An 18,387-nucleotide genomic window follows, 5' to 3' on the forward strand; every position below is an offset into this window, starting at 1 on the left:
ATCTAGGAGGTGCCCATGGGGGACGGGAAGCAGAGTCGGAACGAGGAGTTCCAGAGCTTCATGGTCGGCCGCTGGCCGCGGCTGATGCGTACGGCATTCCTCCTCACGGGGGAGCAGCACGCCGCCGAGGACCTGGTCCAGTCGACGCTCGAACAGGTCTACGTGGCCTGGCGCCGGGTCGGCGCCGCCGACGACCCGGAGGCGTATGTACGGCGCGTGATGATCAACGCCCACGCGCGCCGGCACCGCAGAAGGCTCCGGGAGTTCCTGGCGCCGAGGGACGACTCCGGCCTGGTGCGCGAGGTGGCCGACACGGGGGACCGGATCGCCCAGGCCGACGACCGCGGCGCGCTGCTCACGGCGCTCGCCCAACTGCCCGCGCGGCAGCGGGAAGCCGTCGTCCTGCGCTACTGGGAGGACCTGACGGAGACGCAGACGGCCGAGGCGATGGGCTGTTCGGTCGGCACGGTGAAGAGCAACGCCGCCAAGGGGATCGCGAAACTGCGGGCCATACCGGGACTGGCGGAGACGGTGACGCACGGAGGGCGGAAGTGATGAGCGGCTACCGGGAGAACCACGACATGACGCAGACGGACATCGCCCTCCTGCTCGCGGACGCGGCGGACGAGGTCGAGATCGGCATAGCCCCGGTCCAGGCGGTCATCCGCGGCGGCAGAAGGCGCAGGGCGCGACGCTGGGCGGTGGCGGCGGCCACCACCCTGGCGCTGGCGGGCTCGACGGGGGCGACGCTGGCGTTCGCCGGGCTGCCCGGGGTGCACGCGGACCAGGTGACGCCGACCGTGTCCAGGCCGCTGTCCGCGAAGGCGCGGCATGTGTACGAGCCGCAGCAGACGGAGCTGGCGCGGGGGACCGAGCACGGGAAGGAGTGGCGGGTCTGGGTCCAGGTGTGGGGGGCGCCGCGTGACGCGCGAGAGGCGGACCGGCAGTTCGACGCCATGAAGCGGATGGGCCTCAGGCCGTACGTGGACAAGGCCGAACTGGTGGGCAGGTCGTCGTACTTCTCGTTCCGGTCCTACGGTGACAGCCTCTCGCTGGGGGTCATGTTCGACACGGCCGAGCGGGTCGACCGCCTCTCCGGCACCGACCTCCAGGCGGCCGCCGTCCCTCTCGACGAGGAGCCCAGCGCCACGGCCCCCGACCGGCTCGTGGTCGGTCATGTGGCGAAGACCGCCCGCGAGGTCACCTGCCGCTGGAAGGACGGCACCTCCACCGTGGCCCGGCCGGCGGACCCCTCGCCCGGCACTCTTGACGGCACCGCGCTGATCCGGCCGGTGGCCGGCTACCCGGGGGGCAACTGGTTCGTGTGCGTCGGCCCCGAGGGGACGTCCCTGAAGGACGCGAAGGTGACGAAGTGACCGGGCGCGGGGAAGGCGCCGGTCCCGGGGAAGACGTCGGCCGCGGGGGAGGCATCGGCCGCGGGGGAGGTGCCGGTCACAGCCAGCCCTGCTGACGGGCCTCCCGGACCGCCTCGGCCCGGTTGCGGGTGCCGGTCTTGCCGATCGCGGAGGAGAGGTAGTTGCGGACGGTGGACTCGGACAGACGGAGCCGGCCGGCGATGTCGGCGACGGTCGCCCCGTCGGCCGACGCGTTGAGCACGTCGCACTCGCGGGCCGTCAGCGGACTCGGCCCGGCGCTGAGCGCGGCGGCGGCCAGCGCCGGATCGACCACGGTCTCCCCGGTGAGCACGCGGCGGACGGCCTCGGCCAGCTCCTCCACCGGCCCGTCCTTGACGAGGAAGCCCGCCGCACCGGCCTCCATGGCCCGGCGCAGATAGCCGGGCCGGCCGAACGTCGTGAGGATCAGCACCCGACAGTCGGGCGCCTGCTTCCTCAGCTCGGCGGCCGCGTCCAGCCCGCTCAGCCCCGGCAGTTCGATGTCCAGCAGGGCCACGTCCGGCCGGTGGACGAGCACGGCGTCCACGATGCCGTCCCCCGAGCCCAGCTGGGCCACGACCTCGATGTCGCCCTCCATGCCGAGCAGCAGGGCGAGAGCGCCGCGCATCATGCCCTGGTCCTCGGCGAGCAGGACCCGGATGCACTTGGCGGGCCGGTGGTCCCGGGGCATCTCGTTCATGGCCTCAGAGTACGGCGACACCCCGGCGGGAGCGCCCCGCGCTCAGGGGCGAGCCCGGAGCCCGGGAGCCGCCGGTTCCGGGCGGACCGCCGGCTCCCCGGCCCCTGCGGCCACCGGCCCCGTCGGCAGCCCCGCGGGGACGTCATCCGGGCTGCCGGGCCGCCCCGGGCGTCGCGGCCGTCAACTCGTCCGCGCCGACCGGGAGGTCGGCGGTGACCGTGAAACCGCCGCGTGGCGCCGGGCCGGCCGTGAGGGAGCCGCCCGCCGCCGCGAGGCGCTCGGTCAGCCCCTTCAGCCCCGTACCGCCGACCCCCTCGCAGGTGTCCGCCCCGGTGCCGGTGCCGGTGCCGGGGCCGGTGCCTGTGCCTGTGCCCGTCCCCGTGCCGTTGTCCGTGACCGTCAGCCGGACCCGCTCGGCGGCTCCCTCCACGGTGATCTCGCAGCGGCTCGCGCGACTGTGCCGGACGACATTGGTGACCGCCTCGCGCACCACCCAGCCGAGCAGCGCCTCGCTCTGCGGGTCGAGCGGCGCCCCGGACTGCCGGACCACCGGCTGCACGCTCGCCGCGGACAGCGCGGACCGGGCCCGGGTCAGCTCGGTGGCCAGGCTGCCCTCGCGGTAACCGGTCACCGCCTCGCGGATCTCGGTGAGCGCCTGCCGGCCCACCGACTCGATGTCCGTGATCTGCCCCAGGGCCGCGTCCATGTCGCGCGGGGCCAGCCGCCGGGCCGCCTCCGACTTCACCACGATCACCGACAGGGTGTGCCCGAGCAGATCGTGCAGATCGCGGGAGAACCGCAGCCGCTCCTTCTCCACCGCGCGCCGGGCCAGTTCCTCACGGGCGGCCCGCAGTTCCCGCACGGCCTCGGACAGCCCGAGGATCGCGGCGGTCACCATGCTGGAGATGAAGGTGGCGTACCCGATGCCGGTGGCGTCGTCCCAGCCGCCACGGACGTAGGCGATGGCACCGGCGTACAGCGCGAGCAGCAGACCCGTGCGTCCCAGCCCCCGGCCGCGCAGAGCGGCGCCGGTCGCCAGCCCCAGCAGCGGGAAGAACGTCAGCCAGTCACCGCCGTAGCCGAGGGCCAGGCCGGTGGTCAGCAGGCCCATCAGGCCGAGCGCCACCCGGGTGGACACGGACTCGCGCTTGACCCGGTCGAAGGAGCGGAAGGTGACGTAGATGTAGAGGGAGTTGAAGACCGGAAGGCCCAGGCCGCCGATCCACGGGTTCGGGGTCTCGCCCTGGAGCAGGTTGGAGAAGGCTCCCAGTCCCAGCAGCAGCCAGGGCAGCAGGGTGAAGCCGGTCGGGGGCGGACCCGGATGGTCGGTGTCCGGGAACCCGGGCTTCTTTCCGGCGGCCCGCCGTGCGGCCTTGGAACGCTCGTACTCCGCCTTCCACTCGTCCCGCGCCGCCTTCCACTCGCTCCGCGCCGACTGACAGGTCCGCACCCGGAGCCGCACGTTCTGCCGCCACGTCATCTCTTCCGTCTCCCCCGATCAGCCGGCCCGCCCTCGGCGGTACGCCGGCACAGCGTACGGACCGACCCTACGGAGCCGGACCCCGCTCCGGCAGATGCGTCTGTACGGACTAGGGCAGTACAAATGTCACAGGTGCCGCCCGGGGCTGACGCGGTGTCAGGAGACTTCACAACTGCGGGGCGCTGGGCTATACAAGGGGCGCCGGACTGGAACGCGTTCTAGATCTGCTCTCTGGATCGGTTCCGGTCCGGACCGCAGCGACCCCGGTGCGGCCGACGGTGCGGACGTCCGCGCCGGGGTCTTTCGCCGTCACTGTCTCAGGAGCCCCATGCCCATCGACGCAGCGAAGGCCCTCGCGGCCGAACCCCGGACCGGCGAGATCACCTGGGACCACAAGGACGTGCTCCTCTACCACCTGGGCATCGGCGCCGGCCGGCCCGCCACCGACCCCGACGAGCTGCGCTACACCCTGGAGTCCCGGCTGCACGTCCTGCCGAGCTTCGCCACCGTCGCGGGCAACGGCTCGCCGGGAGTGATCAGCGGGCTGTCCATGCCGGGTGTCGAGGTCGATCTGGCACGCGTCCTGCACGGCGGGCAGACCCTCGCCCTTCACCGCCCGATCCCGGCGCGGGGCACCGCCACCGCCACCGGCCGGATCGCCGCCGTGTACGACAAGGGCAAGGCGGCCGTCCTCGTCATGCGCACCGAGGTCGCCGACGCCGACGGCCCGCTGTGGACCAACGACGCCCAGATCTTCGTACGAGGGGAGGGCGGCTGGGGCGGTGACCGCGGCCCCTCCGACCGGCCGGCCCCGCCGGCCGGGGAGCCCGACCGGACCGTCGAGCGCCCGGTCCGCGAGGACCAGGCCCTGCTCTACCGCCTCTCCGGAGACTGGAACCCGCTGCACGCCGACCCCGACTTCGCCAAGCGCGCCGGCTTCGAACGGCCCATCCTGCACGGGCTGTGCACCTACGGCATCACGCTCAAGGCGGTCGTCGACACGCTGCTCGGCGGTGACGCGACCCGGGTGCGCGGCTACAGCACCCGGTTCGCCGGGACCGTGTTCCCGGGCGAGACCCTGCGCATCCGCATGTGGCGGGAGGACGGGCGGGTGCGGGTCACGGTGGGCGCCGCGGACCGGGACGACGCCCCGGTGCTCACCGACACCGTCGTTCAGCACTCCTGACAGCACGCCGCGAACAGCCTCCGAGGGGAGCCGCACCATGCGCGCAGCCGTACTGCACGAGATCGGCCAGGAAAAGCTGGAGGTCCTCGACGACGTCGAGGCGGTGGGCTTCGGCCCCGGCAAGGTCAGGGTCCGGGTGCGCGCCACCGGGCTGTGCCACTCGGACCTGTCCGCGATGAGCGGGGTGCTGCCCCAGCCGGCCCCCTTCGTGCCCGGCCACGAGGGAGCCGGTGACATCCTGGAAGTGGGGGAGGGGGTCCGGCACCTGAAGCCCGGTGACCGGGTCGTGCTGTGCTGGCTGCCTGCCTGCGGGGCCTGTCCGGCCTGCAAACGCGGGCAGACCCAGCTCTGCCTGGCCGGGTTCATGAACGCGGGCACCCCCAACTTCCGTCGCCCCGGCGGCGATCTCTTCGGCTTCGCGGGCACCGGCACCTTCGCCGAGGAGGTCGTGGTCGACGCCGGCTGTGCCGTGCCCATCCCCCAGGACGTGCCCTTCGACATCGCCGCGCTGATCGGCTGCGGGGTGACCACCGGTCTCGGCGCCGCGCTCAACACCGCCGACGTGGAAGCCGGTTCCTCGGTCGCCGTCATCGGCTGCGGGGGCGTCGGCATCTCGGCTGTCCAAGGGGCCCGGCTGAAGGGCGCCGCCGAGATCGTGGCCGTGGACCCGGTCGCCTCCCGGCGCGAGTCCGCGCTGAGGTTCGGTGCCACGAAGGCCGTCTCACCGGAGGAACTGGCCGGCGCCAAGCAGGAGATCACCGCCGGCGAGGGCTTCGACTACGTCTTCGAGGTCGTCGGCAGGTCCGCCACCGCCCGCACCGCCTACGAGAACACCCGGCGCGGCGGCACCCTCGTCGTGGTCGGCGCCGGCGCCATGGACGACTTCCTCCAGCTCAACATGTTCGAGCTGTTCTTCGACGAGAAGCGGATCCTGCCCTCCATGTACGGCGGCGGCGACGTGCTGCGCTCCTACGAGCGCACGATCGCCCTGTGGCGGGCCGGCCGGATCGACCTGGCCGGCCTGATCACCCACCGGGTGCCGCTCGCGGAGATCAACGAGGCGCTGGACCAGATGCGCACCGGGGCCGCCCTGCGTACCTGCATCGAGATCTGAGAGAGCCGAGGACTCCCGCCATGCCACTGCCACTCGAGGGACTCTGCGCGATCGTCACCGGCGCCGGACGCGGGCTCGGCCGGGCCGAGGCCCTGGAACTCGCCGGGCTCGGCGCGGCCGTCGTCGTCAACGACTACGGACAGCCCGGGCGGGACGGGTCGGGCGCCGCCTCCGCGGGGCCCGCCGAGGAGGTGGCGCGGGAGATCCGCGCGGCCGGCGGCAGGGCCCTCGCGCACTCCGGCGACATCGCCGACTTCGACCGGGCCGGGGAACTGGTCCAGCTGGCCGTCACCGAGTTCGGAAAGCTGGACATCCTCGTCAACAACGCCGGCATCCTGCGCGACCGCATGGTGTTCTCCATGGCGGAGGACGAGTGGGACTCGGTGATCCGCGTCCATCTCAAGGGGCACTTCAACACCACCCGCTTCGCCGCGGCGCACTGGCGGGAGCGGTCCAAGGCGGCCGGGGCCGCGGTGTACGGGCGGATCGTGAACACCTCCTCGGAGGCGTTCCTCGCCGGGTCCGCCGGCCAGCCCAACTACGCGGCGGCCAAGGGCGGGATCGTGGGCCTGACCACCTCCACCGCACTCGCCCTCGCCAAGTACGGCGTCACGGCCAACGCCATCTGCCCGCGTGCCCGGACCCGGATGACCGAGGACGTCTTCGCCGGCTTCGGGCGGCCGGAGGAGGGGCTGGACCCGCTCGCCCCCGAGCATGTCGCTCCGCTCGTCGGCTATCTGGCCTCGCCGGCCGCCGCCGGGGTCAACGGCCAGCTGCTGGTCGTGCACGGCGGCATGGTCGCGGTCGTCGAACGGCCGCGGGTACGGGCCAGGTTCGACAGCAAGCAGGACACCTTCACGTACGACGAACTCGACGCCCTGCTCACCCCGCACTACGCGGACCGGCCGCCGGGGGAGACCTTCGCGGCGGCGGAGGTGCTGGGACTCAGGCGGGGGTGAAACAGAAGGGGCGCTCGAGAACGAGCACCCCTTCGTCCATCTACCGCCAGGCGGCCGCCTCGGCCGCCTCCTGGGCCGGCTTGCGGTGCCGGCCGTGCGGAGCGCTCTCGCTCTCCTGGGCCGCGATCGGGCCCCGGTGCCGGCCGTGGCCGGCGGTCTCGTAAGAGTCGGCAGACAGCTGTTCAGTTGTGCTGGTGTCGCTCATCGGACGTTTTCACCCCGTCAACATGATCTTTCGTACAGCCGGGCGAGTGTAACCGGCGCACCACGGGCCGAATCCAGGCGCACACGCCAACCGGCACTACTTCGTTACAAGACGTCCCAGAGGGGCCTGCTGCAACGGCACCGGGCGGGTCACGAGCGGCGCCGGAGGCTCCGGTTCCCTCGGCGGAAGACTGGATTCCGTTGCCGGAAGGCGGGGTTCCGCCGTCGCTCCGGCCTGCCCGGGGCTCCCGGTCCGCGGTGCCGTCAGATCCGCCACCCCGCACGGGTTCGCCTCCGTCGCGTAAGGCAGCCGCAGCACCCCGTCCTCCGTCCACAGCCCGGCCCCCGCGAGCCACCCCTCGGGCGCCGCGAGGTGGCGGACCCGCCGCTCGGCCGGCCGCCAGGTGCCCACCCAGGTGCCGAACGCGCCGTCCATCCGCAGCGCCACCGCGCAGTGTTCCGGCGTCAGCACCTGCCCCGGCTGGATCGCGAACGGCGTCACCGCGCAGTCCGGCAGCCGCAGGCACTCCGGGAACCGCACCGGCAGGGTGCTGCCGAGCACCCCCCAGCCCAGCCGCTCCACCCCGGGGCAGGGCGCGTCGGAGGAGATCAGCAGCAGTCCGCTGTCGGGGTCGGCGAGCAGCAGCCGGTCGTCGCTGCCGTCCGCGATCTGCAGCAGCGGCGAGACCTCGCCGGCCCGCTCCAGGTCCACCACGACCGTCTTGGTGCGCCCGTCCAGCTCCCGGTCCAGCGCCAGCAGCCGCCCGCCGCGGTCCAGCCAGACCCCGCCCGAGCAGCGCCCCGGCACCTCGGCGAGCCGCTCGGGACCGAACGCCGCACCCGCCACCAGCCACACCACGCTGGAACGCGGCCCCACGGCGAGGGCGTACGCCCTGGCGCCCCCCGGCGCCGGCGGCAGCAGGGTCAGCCGGCCGCCGGGCCCGGGACACTCCACGGCGCCCAGCGAGAGCTCACCGGTGCCGGGTCCGGTCGGGTACAGCAGCGAGAAGGCGTGCCGGCCGTCCGCCGGCCGGTGGATCAGCACCCGGCCGTCGCCCATCGGCTGCACCCCGGTGCCGGGCTCCTCCGGCCGCTCGCCGGGCAGGGGCACCGCGTACGGCTCCGGGCCGTCCAGGGTCCAGCGCTCCGGGAACCAGGAGTCACCGTCCAGCGCGAGCCGGGCGGCGTACGCGCCGTCCGCCGTGATGGCGCACTCCGTCCCGCCGTTCCCCGCACCGGTCGACGGGGGTTCGATCGCACAGGCCGTCATCGTTCGGTCACCTCCGGCGACGAAGCTAGTTTTCGCACGCACAGGCGGGGGATCCGGCGACGGCCGCTTCACACGTACGGGTGGCGCAGAAGCGATTCACCTGAGGAAAACGGGGCGTGTGTGCTGAGCCGGGGCAGAGCGGACGCATGCGGTACAGCCGCGCCGAACGGCCAGGTAGCCTTGCCCCGTGCCCCGTCTGTCTGAAGTCATCGCCGCTCTGGAGAACCTGTGGCCCGCCGAGCGGGCCGAGTCCTGGGACGCGGTCGGTACGGTCGTGGGCGATCCCGACCAGGAGATCACCCGGGTCCTGTTCGCCGTCGACCCCGTGCGGGAGATCGTCGACGAAGCGGTGAAGCTCGGCGCCGACCTGCTGGTCACCCACCACCCGCTCTATCTGCGCGGTACGACCACGGTCGCGGCCACGCACTTCAAGGGCCGGGTCGTGCACACGCTGATCAAGAACGACATCGCGCTGCACGTCGCCCACACCAACGCCGACACCGCCGATCCGGGTGTCTCCGACGCCCTCGCCGGCGCGCTGGACCTCCGGGTCGTACGGCCTCTCGTACCGGACCCCACCGACCCGCACGGGTGCCGGGGCCTCGGCCGCGTGTGCGAGCTCGACCACCCGCTCACCGTCCGCGAACTGGCCGCCCGCGCCGCCGAGCGGCTGCCCGCCACCGCGCAGGGCATCCGGGTGGCCGGCGACCCCGACGCCGTCGTCCGCACGGTGGCCGTCAGCGGCGGCTCCGGCGACAGCCTCTTCGACCAGGTTCGCGCGGCCGGCGTCGACGCCTTCCTCACCTCCGACCTGCGCCACCACCCCGTCTCCGAGGCGGTGGCCCACAGTCCTCTCGCGCTGATCGACGCGGCGCACTGGGCCACCGAGTGGCCCTGGTGCGAGCTGGCCGCGAGCCAGCTCGACGAGATCTCCGACCGTCACGGCTGGGACCTGCGCGTCCACGTCTCCAAGACGGTCACCGACCCCTGGACCGCCCACGCGGCGTCCACCACCTCTAGCTGAACCTGGGAGCCCCCAACTGAACGCCGCGCCCGCCGACCAGATCCGTCTCCTCGACGTCCAGGCCCTCGACGTCCGCCTCCAGCAGCTCGCGCACAAGCGGAAGTCCCTGCCCGAGCACGCCGAGATCGAGTCGCTGACGAAGGACCTCACGCAGCTGCGCGACCTGCTCGTGGCCGCGCAGACCGAGGAGAGCGACTGCGCCCGCGAGCAGACCAAGGCCGAGCAGGACGTCGACCAGGTGCGCCAGCGCGCCGCCCGCGACCAGCAGCGCCTGGACTCCGGTGCGGTCACCTCGCCGAAGGACCTGTCCAACCTCCAGCACGAGATCGCCTCCCTCGCCAAGCGGCAGGGAGACCTGGAGGACGTGGTCCTGGAGGTCATGGAGCGCCGCGAGAGCGCGCAGGAGCGGGTGAACGAGCTGACCGAGCGGGTCGCCTCGGTGCAGTCGAAGATCGACGACGCCACCGGGCGCCGGGACTCGGCCTTGGGGGAGATCGACGCCGAGGCCGCGTCGGTGACCAAGGAGCGCGAGGTCGTCTCCGCCTCCGTCCCCGCGGACCTGCTGAAGCTCTACGACAAGCTGCGCGGGCAGCAGGGCGGCATCGGCGCGGCCAAGCTGTACGCCCGCACCTGCCAGGGCTGCCGGCAGGAGCTGGCCATCACCGAGCTGAGCGAGATCCGCTCGGCGGCGCCGGACACGGTGGTCCGCTGCGAGAACTGCGGCCGCATCCTGGTGCGTACGTCGGAGTCGGGTCTGTAAGGGGCTTCAGGGGTGCGGGAGTTCATCGTCGAGGCCGACGGCGGGTCACGGGGCAACCCCGGGCCCGCCGGTTACGGGGCCGTGGTCAGCGACGCGACGACGGGGGAGACCCTGGCGGAGGCGGCGGAGTACATCGGCATCGCCACGAACAACGTCGCCGAGTACCGCGGCCTCGTGGCCGGTCTCCGTGCCGCCCGCGCCCTGGACCCGGACGCGTCGGTGCACGTCCGCATGGACTCCAAGCTCGTCATCGAGCAGATGTCGGGCCGCTGGAAGATCAAGCACCCCGACATGAAGCCGCTGGCGGCCGAGGCGCGGTCGGTCTTCCCGCCCGGCCGGGTCAGCTACGAGTGGATGCCCCGGGACCGGAACAAGCACGCGGACCGGCTGGCCAACGAGGCGATGGACGCGGGGGCGAAGGGGCGGCAGTGGTCGCCGTCGGAGTCCCGGGCCGACCTGGCCACCCCGCCGGCCGTCCCGGAGCCCTCGGGCCCCCCGGGCGACGCGGCGGCGGGAGCGGCGAAGGCCCGAGCGGCGCTGGCGGAAACCCGGCCGAACACCGCCACCGAAGCGCCCACAACCGCGGCCACCGGCCCGGCCCCGGCCACAGGCTCCGGCACGGCCACAGGCCCCGGCCCGGCCCCGGCCACAGGCCCCGGCTCGGCCCCGGCCGCGGGCACCGAGAAGACCTCGGCCGCGGTCACCGGCGCGGCCCCGGCCACGACCACCGGGACGGCCTCGGCCGCAGGCGCCGGCACAGCCCCGGCCGCGGGCGGTCGTGCCGCTGGGGCGGCACGGGTGGGCGCGGCGGCACCCCTCGGCGGGCAGCGCCTGTCCGACGGCGGTCCGCGCCCCGAGGGCGCCCGGCAGCCGTCGACCCCCGGCTGGAGCGCCGCACCCGACCTCGGCGCCCCCGCCACCTTCGTACTGCTCCGCCACGGCGAGACCCCCCTCACCCCCCAGAAGCGCTTCTCCGGCAGCGGCGGCACCGACCCTTCCCTCTCCGACGCCGGCCGCGAGCAGGCCCGGCGCGTCGCGGAGGCGCTGGCCAGGCGCGGCACCGTCCAGGCGGTCGTCGCCTCTCCGCTCGCCCGCACCCGTGAGACCGCCGGCATCGTCGCCGCCCGGCTGGGCCTGGACGTCATGATCGAGGACGGTCTGCGCGAGACGGACTTCGGCGCCTGGGAGGGCCTGACCTTCGGCGAGGTCCGCGACCGCCACCCGGAGGACCTGAACGCCTGGCTCGCCGACCCGGAGGCCCACCCCACCGGCGGCGGCGAGAGCTTCGCCGAGACGGCCATCCGGATCGCGGCCACCCGGGACAAGCTGGTCGCGGCCTACGCGGGCCGCACGGTCCTGCTGGTCACCCATGTGACCCCGATCAAGACCCTCCTGCGGCTCGCCCTCGGCGCCCCGCCCGAGTCGCTGTTCCGGATGGAGCTCTCGGCGGCTTCGCTGTCGGCGGTGGCCTACTACGCGGACGGCAACGCGAGCGTACGGCTGTTCAACGACACGTCCCACCTGCGTCCCTGAGTCCGGCCGCACCGAGCCCGGCCGCGGCCCGGGCCAGCTCCTCGATCCGGCCCCAGTCCCCGGCGGCCACCGCGTCCGCCGGGACCATCCAGCTCCCGCCGACGCACGTGACGTTGGGCAGGGCCAGGTACTCCGGCGCGGTGGCCGGTCCGATCCCGCCGGTCGGACAGAACCGGACCTGCGGCAAGGGGCCGGCCAGCGACCTCAGATAGGGCGTACCGCCCGCGGCCTGCGCCGGGAAGAACTTCATCTCCCGCACCCCGCGCTCCAGCAGCGCGACGACCTCCGAGGCGGTGGACACCCCCGGCAGGTACGGCACCCCGGACCCGCGCATCGCGTCCAGCAGCGCCTGCGTCCACCCCGGGCTGACCAGGAACCGCGCCCCGGCCGCCGTGCACGCCTCCACCTGCTCCGGCGTGATCACCGTCCCCGCTCCGACCACGGCCCGCGGAACCTCCGCGCTGATCGCCCGGATCGCGTCCAGCGCGGCCGGGGTCCGCAGGGTCACCTCGATCGCGGGCAGCCCGCCCGCCACCAGGGCCCGCGCGAGCGGCACGGCGTCCGCGGCGTCGGCGAGCACCACCACGGGCAGGACGGGGGCGAGATCCAGCACGGAGGCAGCGGCAGCGGAGGGCACCGGCGAGGTCATGCCCCTCATCGTGCCCAGCGGCTGCAACACGCGCAATGAAGGTTGCGCATGTTGCAACAGTGGGGGTGGTCCCTCAGTGGATCTCGTCCACCAGCACATCCAGCGACCAGGCCTTGCCCGCCCGGCCCGGGGCCTCCGCCTCCACGACGTACCCCAGTTCCCGCAGCACCTCCACCAGCCCGGCGGGGTCCTTCGGTGCGGCGCCGGCGGTCAGCAGGCCGCGGACGATCCGGCCCTTGGTCGCCTTGTTGAAGTGACTGACGACCTTCCGGGTCGGCGCGTGCAGCACCCGTACCGTCGCCGTGCGCCCCGCGACCTCACCCTTGGGCCGCCAGGCCGCCGCATAGGCGGAGGACCGCAGATCCAGCACCAGGCCGTCACCGGCCGCCGCGGGCAGCACCTGGGCCATCGGCGTCCGCCAGTGCCCGGCCAGGGCGCCGAGTCCCGGCAGCTTGACCCCCATCGAGCAGCGGTAGGTAGGAATGCGGTCCGTCACCCGCACGGCACCCCACAGGCCCGAGAAGACAAGAAGCGAGTCCGCCGCGCGCCGGCTCGCGGCCGCGTCCAGCGTGGCCAGGCCGAGGGCGTCGTAGAGGACACCGGTGTAGATCTCCCCGGCGGGGCGGGCGGCGGCCGCGCGCAGCCCGGCGTTCTTCGCGACCTCGCCGCGCAGCCCCTCGCTCAGCCCGAGCACCTCGCGGGCCTTCTCCTCGTCGCCGGAGCACAGCTCGACCAGTTCCCCGAGCACGGCCTCCCGCGCGGCGGCGAGTCCCGGCAGGGACAGCGACGCCGGCTCCAGCGGGGCACCCTCGCCCGGGTTCGCCTTGCCTTCGGAGGGCGGCAGCAGGACCAGCAACACGTACTCCTTACGTAGACCTCCGCGCCAGGGTACGGCGTGCCCCCCCGCCCGGCCCGGACCCGCGCTCCCCGTGCGCCCGGCCCCCGGATCCGCCGCCGGAGCCCGCGAGTCCGCCTTCTCGGCGCGCCGCGCGGGCCCGGAGGAGGGAGCCGGAGCCGTCCGCGTCCGGCCGCATCACGCCCACCCGCCCGCGGCGGACCGCCCGCGAGCGGGCGGTCCCGAAGGGCGGCGCGTGCCACCGGTGCGGACGTCGACGACGCCGCACGCGTGCCACCGGTGCGGACCGTGCGCCGGCTGGCGGCGGGCGACCCGGTGGACGAGGTGGCGCGCGACCACCGGGCCCGGCTGGAGGCGGCGTCCGGAGCGCTGGAGCGGGCGGGGCTTGACGGCTAACAGTGTTAGCCGTACGGTGTGGCTAACAGTGTTAGCCAGGTTCGTCCGTGCGTATCCCCTCCGGAGGCAGCCATGACCGCGACAGCCGGCACCACCCCCGCGCGCACCACGCCCACCGTCCTGCGCCGCGGCGCCTGGCTGGCGTCCGCCCTGTTCTGGACGGCCTTCGCCGGCGTCGAGGGCGTCAACCACGGCTGGCAGGCCGTCACCCTCGCCCTCGTCTTCCTCGTCCTGCCGGACCTGACCTTCCTGATCGCGGTGGCCGACGCGCCCCGCATGACGAAGGGACAGCTGCCGCCGCGCGCGGTGCCGTACTACAACGCGATGCACCGCGCCCTGGTCCCGCTCACCCTCGCCGTCGCCTACACCGTGCTCCCGGTCGACTGGCCGCCCGCCTTCGCGGCACTGTGCGGCTGGCTCGCCCACATCTCGTACGACCGCGTCTTCGGCTACGGCCTGCGCACCAAGGAGGGCTTCCAGCGTGGCTGACCGGCTCACCCCGCGAGCACGGGAGATCGTGACGGCGGCCCGGGACCTCCTGGAGGAGTCCGGGGCCGCCCACCTCACCATGCGCACCCTCGCCGACCGCCTCGGCATCAAGGCCCCGTCCCTCTACAAGCACTTCCCCGACAAGCAGGCCGTGGAGGTCGAACTGGTCGCGCTGCTGCTGACCGAGACCGCCGAGACCCTGGAGGCCGCCGAGGCCCGCGCCCCCGGCTCGCTCGAAGCGCTCGCCGGGGCCTACCGGGACCACGCCCTGGCCCACCCCCACCTCTACCGCCTGGCCACCGAGCGCCCCCTGCCCCGCGCCGCGCTCCCGGCCGGCCTGGAGGACCGGGCCGCCCTGCCGCTGCTGCGCACCTGCGCCGACGACATGGACCTGGCCCGCGCCGTCTGGGCCTTCGCCCACGGCATGGTCATCCTGGAGATCCACGGCCGCTTCCCCGCCGACGCCGACCTGGACGCGGCATGGAAACGGGGCCTCGCGGCGTTGCACGCTTAGCGGGCGGTACCGCGAAGGGGAGCGCCGAGCCCATGGGGGAAGCCCGGAAAGCCCATGGGGGCGCGAAGGGGGGAGATTCCATGGGGGAACAGGCACGATGGACGCGGGCCCGGCTGGGCCGCTGCGGCCCCCCGCTCGACCTGCTCACCGCGAGCTTCCGCCGGCACGTGTACGCCCCGCACGCCCATGACGAGTACACGATCGGCGTCTGCGTCGGCGGCCACGAGATCATCGACTACCGGGGCGGCCACCTCAGCACCGGCCCGGGCACGATCGTCGTCCTGGAACCCGGCGAGATGCACACCGGCGGCCCCGGCAACCCCACCGACGGCTACGCCTACCGCGCCCTGTACGCCGAGCCGGCCCTGCTGGCCGACGGCACCCTCGGCGGCCTCCCGCACTTCCGCGAGCCCCTCCTCGACGACCCCGCCCTGGCCCGCGCCCTGCGCACCGCCCACACGGAACTCAGCGCCTGCCCCGACCCCCTCCAGGCCGAGTCCGTCCTGCCCTGGCTGCTGACCGCGCTGGCCCACCGCCACTCCACGGCGCGCCCCGCCCCCGACCGCGTCCCCGGCGCCCACGCCATAGCCCGCACGGTCCGCGACCGCCTCGCCGGTGAACTCACCGACCCGCCCTCCCTCGCCCTGCTCGCCACCGACCTCGGGCTGTCCCGGTACCAGCTCCTGCGCGCCTTCCGCACGACGATGGGCATACCCCCGTACGCCTGGCTCGCCCAGCACCGGGTGACCAGGGCCCGGGCGCTGCTGGAGACCGGCCTGCGCCCCGCCGAAGTCGCCCCCCTCGTCGGCTTCGCCGATCAGGCCCACCTGACCCGCTGGTTCCGCCGGGTGCTCGGGGTGACCCCGGCGGCCTACCGCAACAGCGTTCAAGACAGGCCGTGACCGGGCGGCCGAGACTCGGCCGTATGAGTGCACGAGGCTGGTTGCTGTTCTCCCTGATGGGAGTGGTCTGGGGCGTTCCCTACCTGCTGATCAAGGTGGCGGTGGACGCGGTGTCCCCGCCGGTGGTGGTGTTCACGCGCTGTGCGGTCGGCGCGGCCCTGCTGCTGCCGCTCGCGCTGCGCCGAGGCGGCTTCTCCACCGCCGTACGGGCCCACTGGCGCCCCCTGCTGGCCTTCGCCTGCCTGGAGATCATGGGGCCCTGGTACACCCTCACCGACGCCGAACGGCACCTGTCCAGCTCGACGGCCGGACTGCTGATCGCCGGGGTGCCGATCGTCGGCGTGGTCCTGGCCCGGCTCCTGGGCGACACCGAACGGCTCGGCGTCCGCCGGGCGGCGGGCCTGACCCTGGGCCTCACCGGCGTCGCGGTCCTCACCCTCCCGCACCTGACCGGCGGGGACGCGCGCTCCCTGGCGGAGGTCCTGCTGACGGTGCTGGGCTACGCCACCGCCCCGCTGATCGCGGCCCGCCGCCTCAAGGATGTGCCCTCCCTCCACCTGACGGCCGCCTGCCTGACCCTGGCCGCCCTGGTCTACGCCCCCGCCGCCGCCCTCACCCGCCCGTCGGCGCCGCCCTCGCCCACCGTGCTGGCCGCGCTGGCCGGCCTCGGCGTCATCTGCACCGCGGTGGCCTTCGTGGCGTTCCTGGAGCTGATCAGGGAGGTCGGCCCGACCCGCTCGACGGTCATCACCTACGTCAACCCGGCGGTCGCGGTGGCGGCGGGCGCCCTGTTCCTGGACGAGCCGCTCACCCTCCCCGTACTGGCCGCCTTCCTGCTCATCCTGGCCGGCTCGGTCCTGGCGACGGCCGCCGGTACACGGCGGCGCGGCCGCCCGGTACCATGGTCGGCACGGCAGACGAGCCGGGCGGGCGGCCGCGTGGAGTCCCCTTGAGGGGCTTCCCGAGGAACGTCCGGGCTCCACAGGGCAAGGTGGTGGCTAACGGCCACCCGGGGTGACCCGCGGGACAGTGCCACAGAAAACAGACCGCCGGGGACCTCGGTCCTCGGTAAGGGTGAAACGGTGGTGTAAGAGACCACCAGTGCCCAGGGTGACCTGGGCAGCTAGGTAAACCCCACCTGGAGCAAGGTCAAGAGGGGCGCCGTCACAGGCGCCCTGCGCGGACGACCGAGGGCTGCCCGCCCGAGTCCGCGGGTAGACCGCACGAGGCCGACGGCAACGTCGGCCCTAGATGGATGGCCGTCGCCCCGGAGTCCGCGAGGACCCCGGGGAACAGAACCCGGCGTACAGCCCGACTCGTCTGCCTCACCGCTTTCGACCTGTTCAGAGCGATGGTGCCGACTCGCCGTTCCGAGTGGGGGCAGGTCGGGGGCGTCTCGGCCCCCGAGTCCAGGTGACGGCCGGGGTGCTACGCGCCTTGCCCTTGCGCCTTTGTCCACGGACGCCCAGGCCCTCCGCGCGGGTCGCGTCCTCCAGCTCCGTCAGGCCCGTTCTGCTCGCCGCTGGTGGGACTGCGAGAGGAACCGCCGGCGCGCGACGGCCCTCGCTGCGGGTGGGAGCGAGGCGCCGCGGCGCCGGTCAGATCGCGGCTTTCAGCCTGGCCACGTCGCGGGCCCGCGCGTCCAGCGCGCGCACGACCGGTAGCGACGCGTACGGCCGGATGGACGCCCGCAGGGTGGCGAAGTGCTCGTCACCCCGTGCGCTGCTGATGCCGACGTAGTCGTCCAGGAACGTGCCCCACTCCCGGGATGCCTCTTCCACATGCCTCATCTCCATGAGCCGGGTGGCAAGGAGACCGGTGGCATGTACCCGCCCCTGCCGCTCACCGGAAGGACGCGCCTTGTTGGAACGGCGCAGGGCTTTGACAGATCCGGGCCGGTCGCCGAGTTCCCACAGAACGTGTGCGACGTGGAATTCGTAGGCGGCGCGATCGTAACCGCCGATGTGGTCGTTGCGGCCGTCTGCCTGCGAAAGCGCCTCTTCGGTTTCCCGGAGACGGTCGAACGCCTGTCGCCGGTCGCCGACCATGGCCGCTCCGTGCGCCTGCTGGCCGCGCAGGAACGCCACCAGGCGCGGCCCCGAGGCCGGAGCGGCTTCCGCGGCCGAGTCGGCGAGTTCGAGAGCCTTCGAGCCGTACCCCAGGTTCGAAGCCTGCAACGCCATACCGCGCAGGGTGCGGCAGTACGTCACGTGATCCTCGGCCGCACCGGCGAGCTTCAGCGCCTTCACGTAGTACCGCTGGCCGACGCGATGTTCGCGCTCATACATGGCCATCCACCCCGTGAGGTATGTGAGATCCGAGGAGGCGGCCCGCATCGCGCGCTTCACCTCGTCCGTGCCGTCGGTGCGCAGATAGGGCCCCACGGTATTGACGAGGAACGCCGCTGCCATGGGCCGGGCGTGGCCACCACCGAGGTCGTCAAGGATGTCCGCGATCCGCTCCGTCATCCGTTCCACGGTCTTCACGTCGGACCGGCCGATGCGTACGGTGCGACCGGCCGAGACGTGATCTGTCCGGCCTGCAAGGTCCTCGTAGCGAGGGATGGCCAGTGCCGCCGAGTACAGGCCCGCGCCGAGCACAGCGCGCCGGGATGGGTCCATGTCCGCCTTTCCAAGGTCGACAATCCCCGACACCATGTCCGGGGACTCGGCGGTGTCGCCGCCCCAGCCGAGTTCCGCTGACGTTACGGGCCGCGCGAGCAGGCGCGAGAGCGCTTCGGTGACGGCAGGGCGCGCTTCTCTCTTGGGCCGGTGGCCTTTCAGCCACTGCGAGACGGCCGTTTTGGTGTAGGTCAGACGCAGGCCGAGTTCGGCGGCGGCGGCGTTGACTCGGCGTGCTAGCTGGTCGTTCCGGATGTTCCCCTCTCGCATCAGCGCGGCCAGGGCGTCGTTCGGCATGAGTGGCTGTCGTCCCATCGTGACCCCCGAGCGTGTGCA

At 73.8% G+C, this 18,387-nt stretch carries 19 protein-coding genes, 1 other RNA gene and 1 pseudogene; 14 read left to right on the forward strand and 7 right to left on the reverse strand.

Annotated features, from left to right (window positions below; all coding sequences use genetic code 11):
- Positions 1-15: 15 nt before the first annotated feature.
- Positions 16-555 (forward strand): SigE family RNA polymerase sigma factor, encoded by a 540-nt coding sequence (locus FHS34_RS03650; RefSeq protein ID WP_184960884.1) that lies wholly within the window; start codon positions 16-18, stop codon positions 553-555.
- On the forward strand, positions 555-1,376 hold the full coding sequence (locus tag FHS34_RS03655) for a hypothetical protein (RefSeq protein ID WP_221508420.1): 822 nt from the start codon (positions 555-557) through the stop codon (positions 1,374-1,376). The genes FHS34_RS03650 and FHS34_RS03655 overlap by 1 nt, the downstream gene beginning before the upstream one ends.
- 76 nt (positions 1,377-1,452) lie before the next feature.
- Here the strand turns inward: FHS34_RS03655 and FHS34_RS03660 are convergent, their stop codons facing one another.
- Together FHS34_RS03660 and FHS34_RS03665 are read right to left on the reverse strand one after the other, a co-directional pair.
- Entirely contained in the window at positions 1,453-2,094 is a 642-nt protein-coding gene (locus FHS34_RS03660; protein ID WP_184960889.1) for a response regulator transcription factor, read from the reverse strand.
- 142 nt (positions 2,095-2,236) lie between these two features.
- A complete protein-coding gene (locus FHS34_RS03665; RefSeq protein WP_184960891.1) occupies positions 2,237-3,574 on the reverse strand; it encodes a sensor histidine kinase in 1,338 nt (445 codons plus the stop codon).
- Positions 3,575-3,902: 328 nt separating this feature from the next.
- Here FHS34_RS03665 and chsH3 point away from each other — a divergent pair, with 328 nt between their 5' ends.
- Genes chsH3 through FHS34_RS03680 form a run of 3 tightly spaced genes read left to right on the forward strand, consistent with a single transcriptional unit; the run spans position 3,903 to position 6,833 of the window.
- Complete coding sequence (chsH3, locus tag FHS34_RS03670; RefSeq protein WP_184960893.1) at positions 3,903-4,760, forward strand: enoyl-CoA hydratase ChsH3; 858 nt, start codon at positions 3,903-3,905, stop codon at positions 4,758-4,760.
- A gap of 37 nt (positions 4,761-4,797) precedes the next feature.
- Positions 4,798-5,874, forward strand: coding sequence for a Zn-dependent alcohol dehydrogenase (locus tag FHS34_RS03675; RefSeq protein WP_184960895.1), 1,077 nt, complete (start codon positions 4,798-4,800; stop codon positions 5,872-5,874).
- Between the two features lie 20 nt (positions 5,875-5,894).
- Positions 5,895-6,833: a 3-oxoacyl-ACP reductase gene (locus FHS34_RS03680; protein WP_184960897.1), complete on the forward strand. Its 939-nt coding sequence runs from the start codon at positions 5,895-5,897 to the stop codon at positions 6,831-6,833.
- Between the two features lie 40 nt (positions 6,834-6,873).
- On the opposite strand, the gene FHS34_RS03685 is transcribed toward FHS34_RS03680, so the two are convergent.
- Positions 6,874-7,038, reverse strand: a complete 165-nt coding sequence (locus FHS34_RS03685) for a hypothetical protein (RefSeq protein WP_184960899.1) — start codon at positions 7,036-7,038, stop codon at positions 6,874-6,876.
- A 96-nt stretch (positions 7,039-7,134) separates the two neighbouring features.
- Positions 7,135-8,307: a hypothetical protein gene (locus FHS34_RS03690; RefSeq protein ID WP_184960903.1), complete on the reverse strand. Its 1,173-nt coding sequence runs from the start codon at positions 8,305-8,307 to the stop codon at positions 7,135-7,137.
- Positions 8,308-8,494: 187 nt separating this feature from the next.
- On the opposite strand from FHS34_RS03690, the gene FHS34_RS03695 reads away from it, so the two are divergent.
- Genes FHS34_RS03695 through FHS34_RS03705 form a run of 3 tightly spaced genes read left to right on the forward strand, consistent with a single transcriptional unit; the run spans position 8,495 to position 11,624 of the window.
- Positions 8,495-9,331 carry a Nif3-like dinuclear metal center hexameric protein gene (locus FHS34_RS03695; RefSeq protein ID WP_184960905.1) on the forward strand — a complete coding sequence of 279 codons (837 nt, stop codon included), beginning with the start codon at positions 8,495-8,497 and terminating at the stop codon, positions 9,329-9,331.
- Positions 9,332-9,347: 16 nt separating this feature from the next.
- Complete coding sequence (locus FHS34_RS43710) at positions 9,348-10,091, forward strand: zinc ribbon domain-containing protein (protein WP_184961345.1); 744 nt, start codon at positions 9,348-9,350, stop codon at positions 10,089-10,091.
- Positions 10,092-10,103: 12 nt separating this feature from the next.
- Positions 10,104-11,624, forward strand: coding sequence for a bifunctional RNase H/acid phosphatase (locus FHS34_RS03705; RefSeq protein WP_184960907.1), 1,521 nt, complete (start codon positions 10,104-10,106; stop codon positions 11,622-11,624).
- Here the strand turns inward: FHS34_RS03705 and eda are convergent.
- The gene (gene eda, locus FHS34_RS03710) at positions 11,596-12,273 is read right to left on the reverse strand and encodes a bifunctional 4-hydroxy-2-oxoglutarate aldolase/2-dehydro-3-deoxy-phosphogluconate aldolase (protein WP_184960910.1); all 678 of its coding nucleotides are present in this window, start codon (positions 12,271-12,273) and stop codon (positions 11,596-11,598) included. The two genes, FHS34_RS03705 and eda, sit on opposite strands and share 29 nt — an antisense overlap.
- A 73-nt stretch (positions 12,274-12,346) precedes the next feature.
- Entirely contained in the window at positions 12,347-13,129 is a 783-nt protein-coding gene (gene yaaA / locus FHS34_RS03715) for a peroxide stress protein YaaA (RefSeq protein WP_184960913.1), read from the reverse strand.
- Between the two features lie 270 nt (positions 13,130-13,399).
- Here yaaA and FHS34_RS43325 point away from each other — a divergent pair, with 270 nt between their 5' ends.
- From FHS34_RS43325 to rnpB, 6 genes and pseudogenes are all read left to right on the forward strand, one after another.
- Positions 13,400-13,525: a hypothetical protein gene (locus FHS34_RS43325; RefSeq protein WP_263978378.1), complete on the forward strand. Its 126-nt coding sequence runs from the start codon at positions 13,400-13,402 to the stop codon at positions 13,523-13,525.
- A gap of 72 nt (positions 13,526-13,597) precedes the next feature.
- A complete protein-coding gene (locus tag FHS34_RS03720; RefSeq protein WP_184960915.1) occupies positions 13,598-14,014 on the forward strand; it encodes a DUF4260 family protein in 417 nt (138 codons plus the stop codon).
- Positions 14,007-14,528 carry a TetR/AcrR family transcriptional regulator gene (locus FHS34_RS03725; protein ID WP_184960917.1) on the forward strand — a complete coding sequence of 174 codons (522 nt, stop codon included), beginning with the start codon at positions 14,007-14,009 and terminating at the stop codon, positions 14,526-14,528. Before FHS34_RS03720 ends, FHS34_RS03725 begins: the two co-directional genes overlap by 8 nt.
- A gap of 80 nt (positions 14,529-14,608) precedes the next feature.
- Positions 14,609-15,430: an AraC family transcriptional regulator gene (locus FHS34_RS03730; protein WP_184960919.1), complete on the forward strand. Its 822-nt coding sequence runs from the start codon at positions 14,609-14,611 to the stop codon at positions 15,428-15,430.
- Positions 15,431-15,486: 56 nt separating this feature from the next.
- Positions 15,487-16,233 (forward strand): annotated as a pseudogene (locus FHS34_RS44005) (DMT family transporter); the annotation flags it as partial.
- Positions 16,234-16,348: 115 nt separating this feature from the next.
- Positions 16,349-16,753: RNase P RNA component class A (rnpB, locus tag FHS34_RS03745), an RNA gene on the forward strand.
- 275 nt (positions 16,754-17,028) lie between these two features.
- Here the strand turns inward: rnpB and FHS34_RS03750 are convergent.
- Positions 17,029-18,366 carry an NsdA family TPR-like regulatory protein gene (locus FHS34_RS03750; RefSeq protein WP_184960923.1) on the reverse strand — a complete coding sequence of 446 codons (1,338 nt, stop codon included), beginning with the start codon at positions 18,364-18,366 and terminating at the stop codon, positions 17,029-17,031.
- Positions 18,367-18,387: the final 21 nt, after the last annotated feature.

The organism is Streptomyces echinatus (assembly GCF_014203595.1).
In the GTDB taxonomy this organism is placed as follows: domain Bacteria; phylum Actinomycetota; class Actinomycetes; order Streptomycetales; family Streptomycetaceae; genus Streptomyces; species Streptomyces echinatus.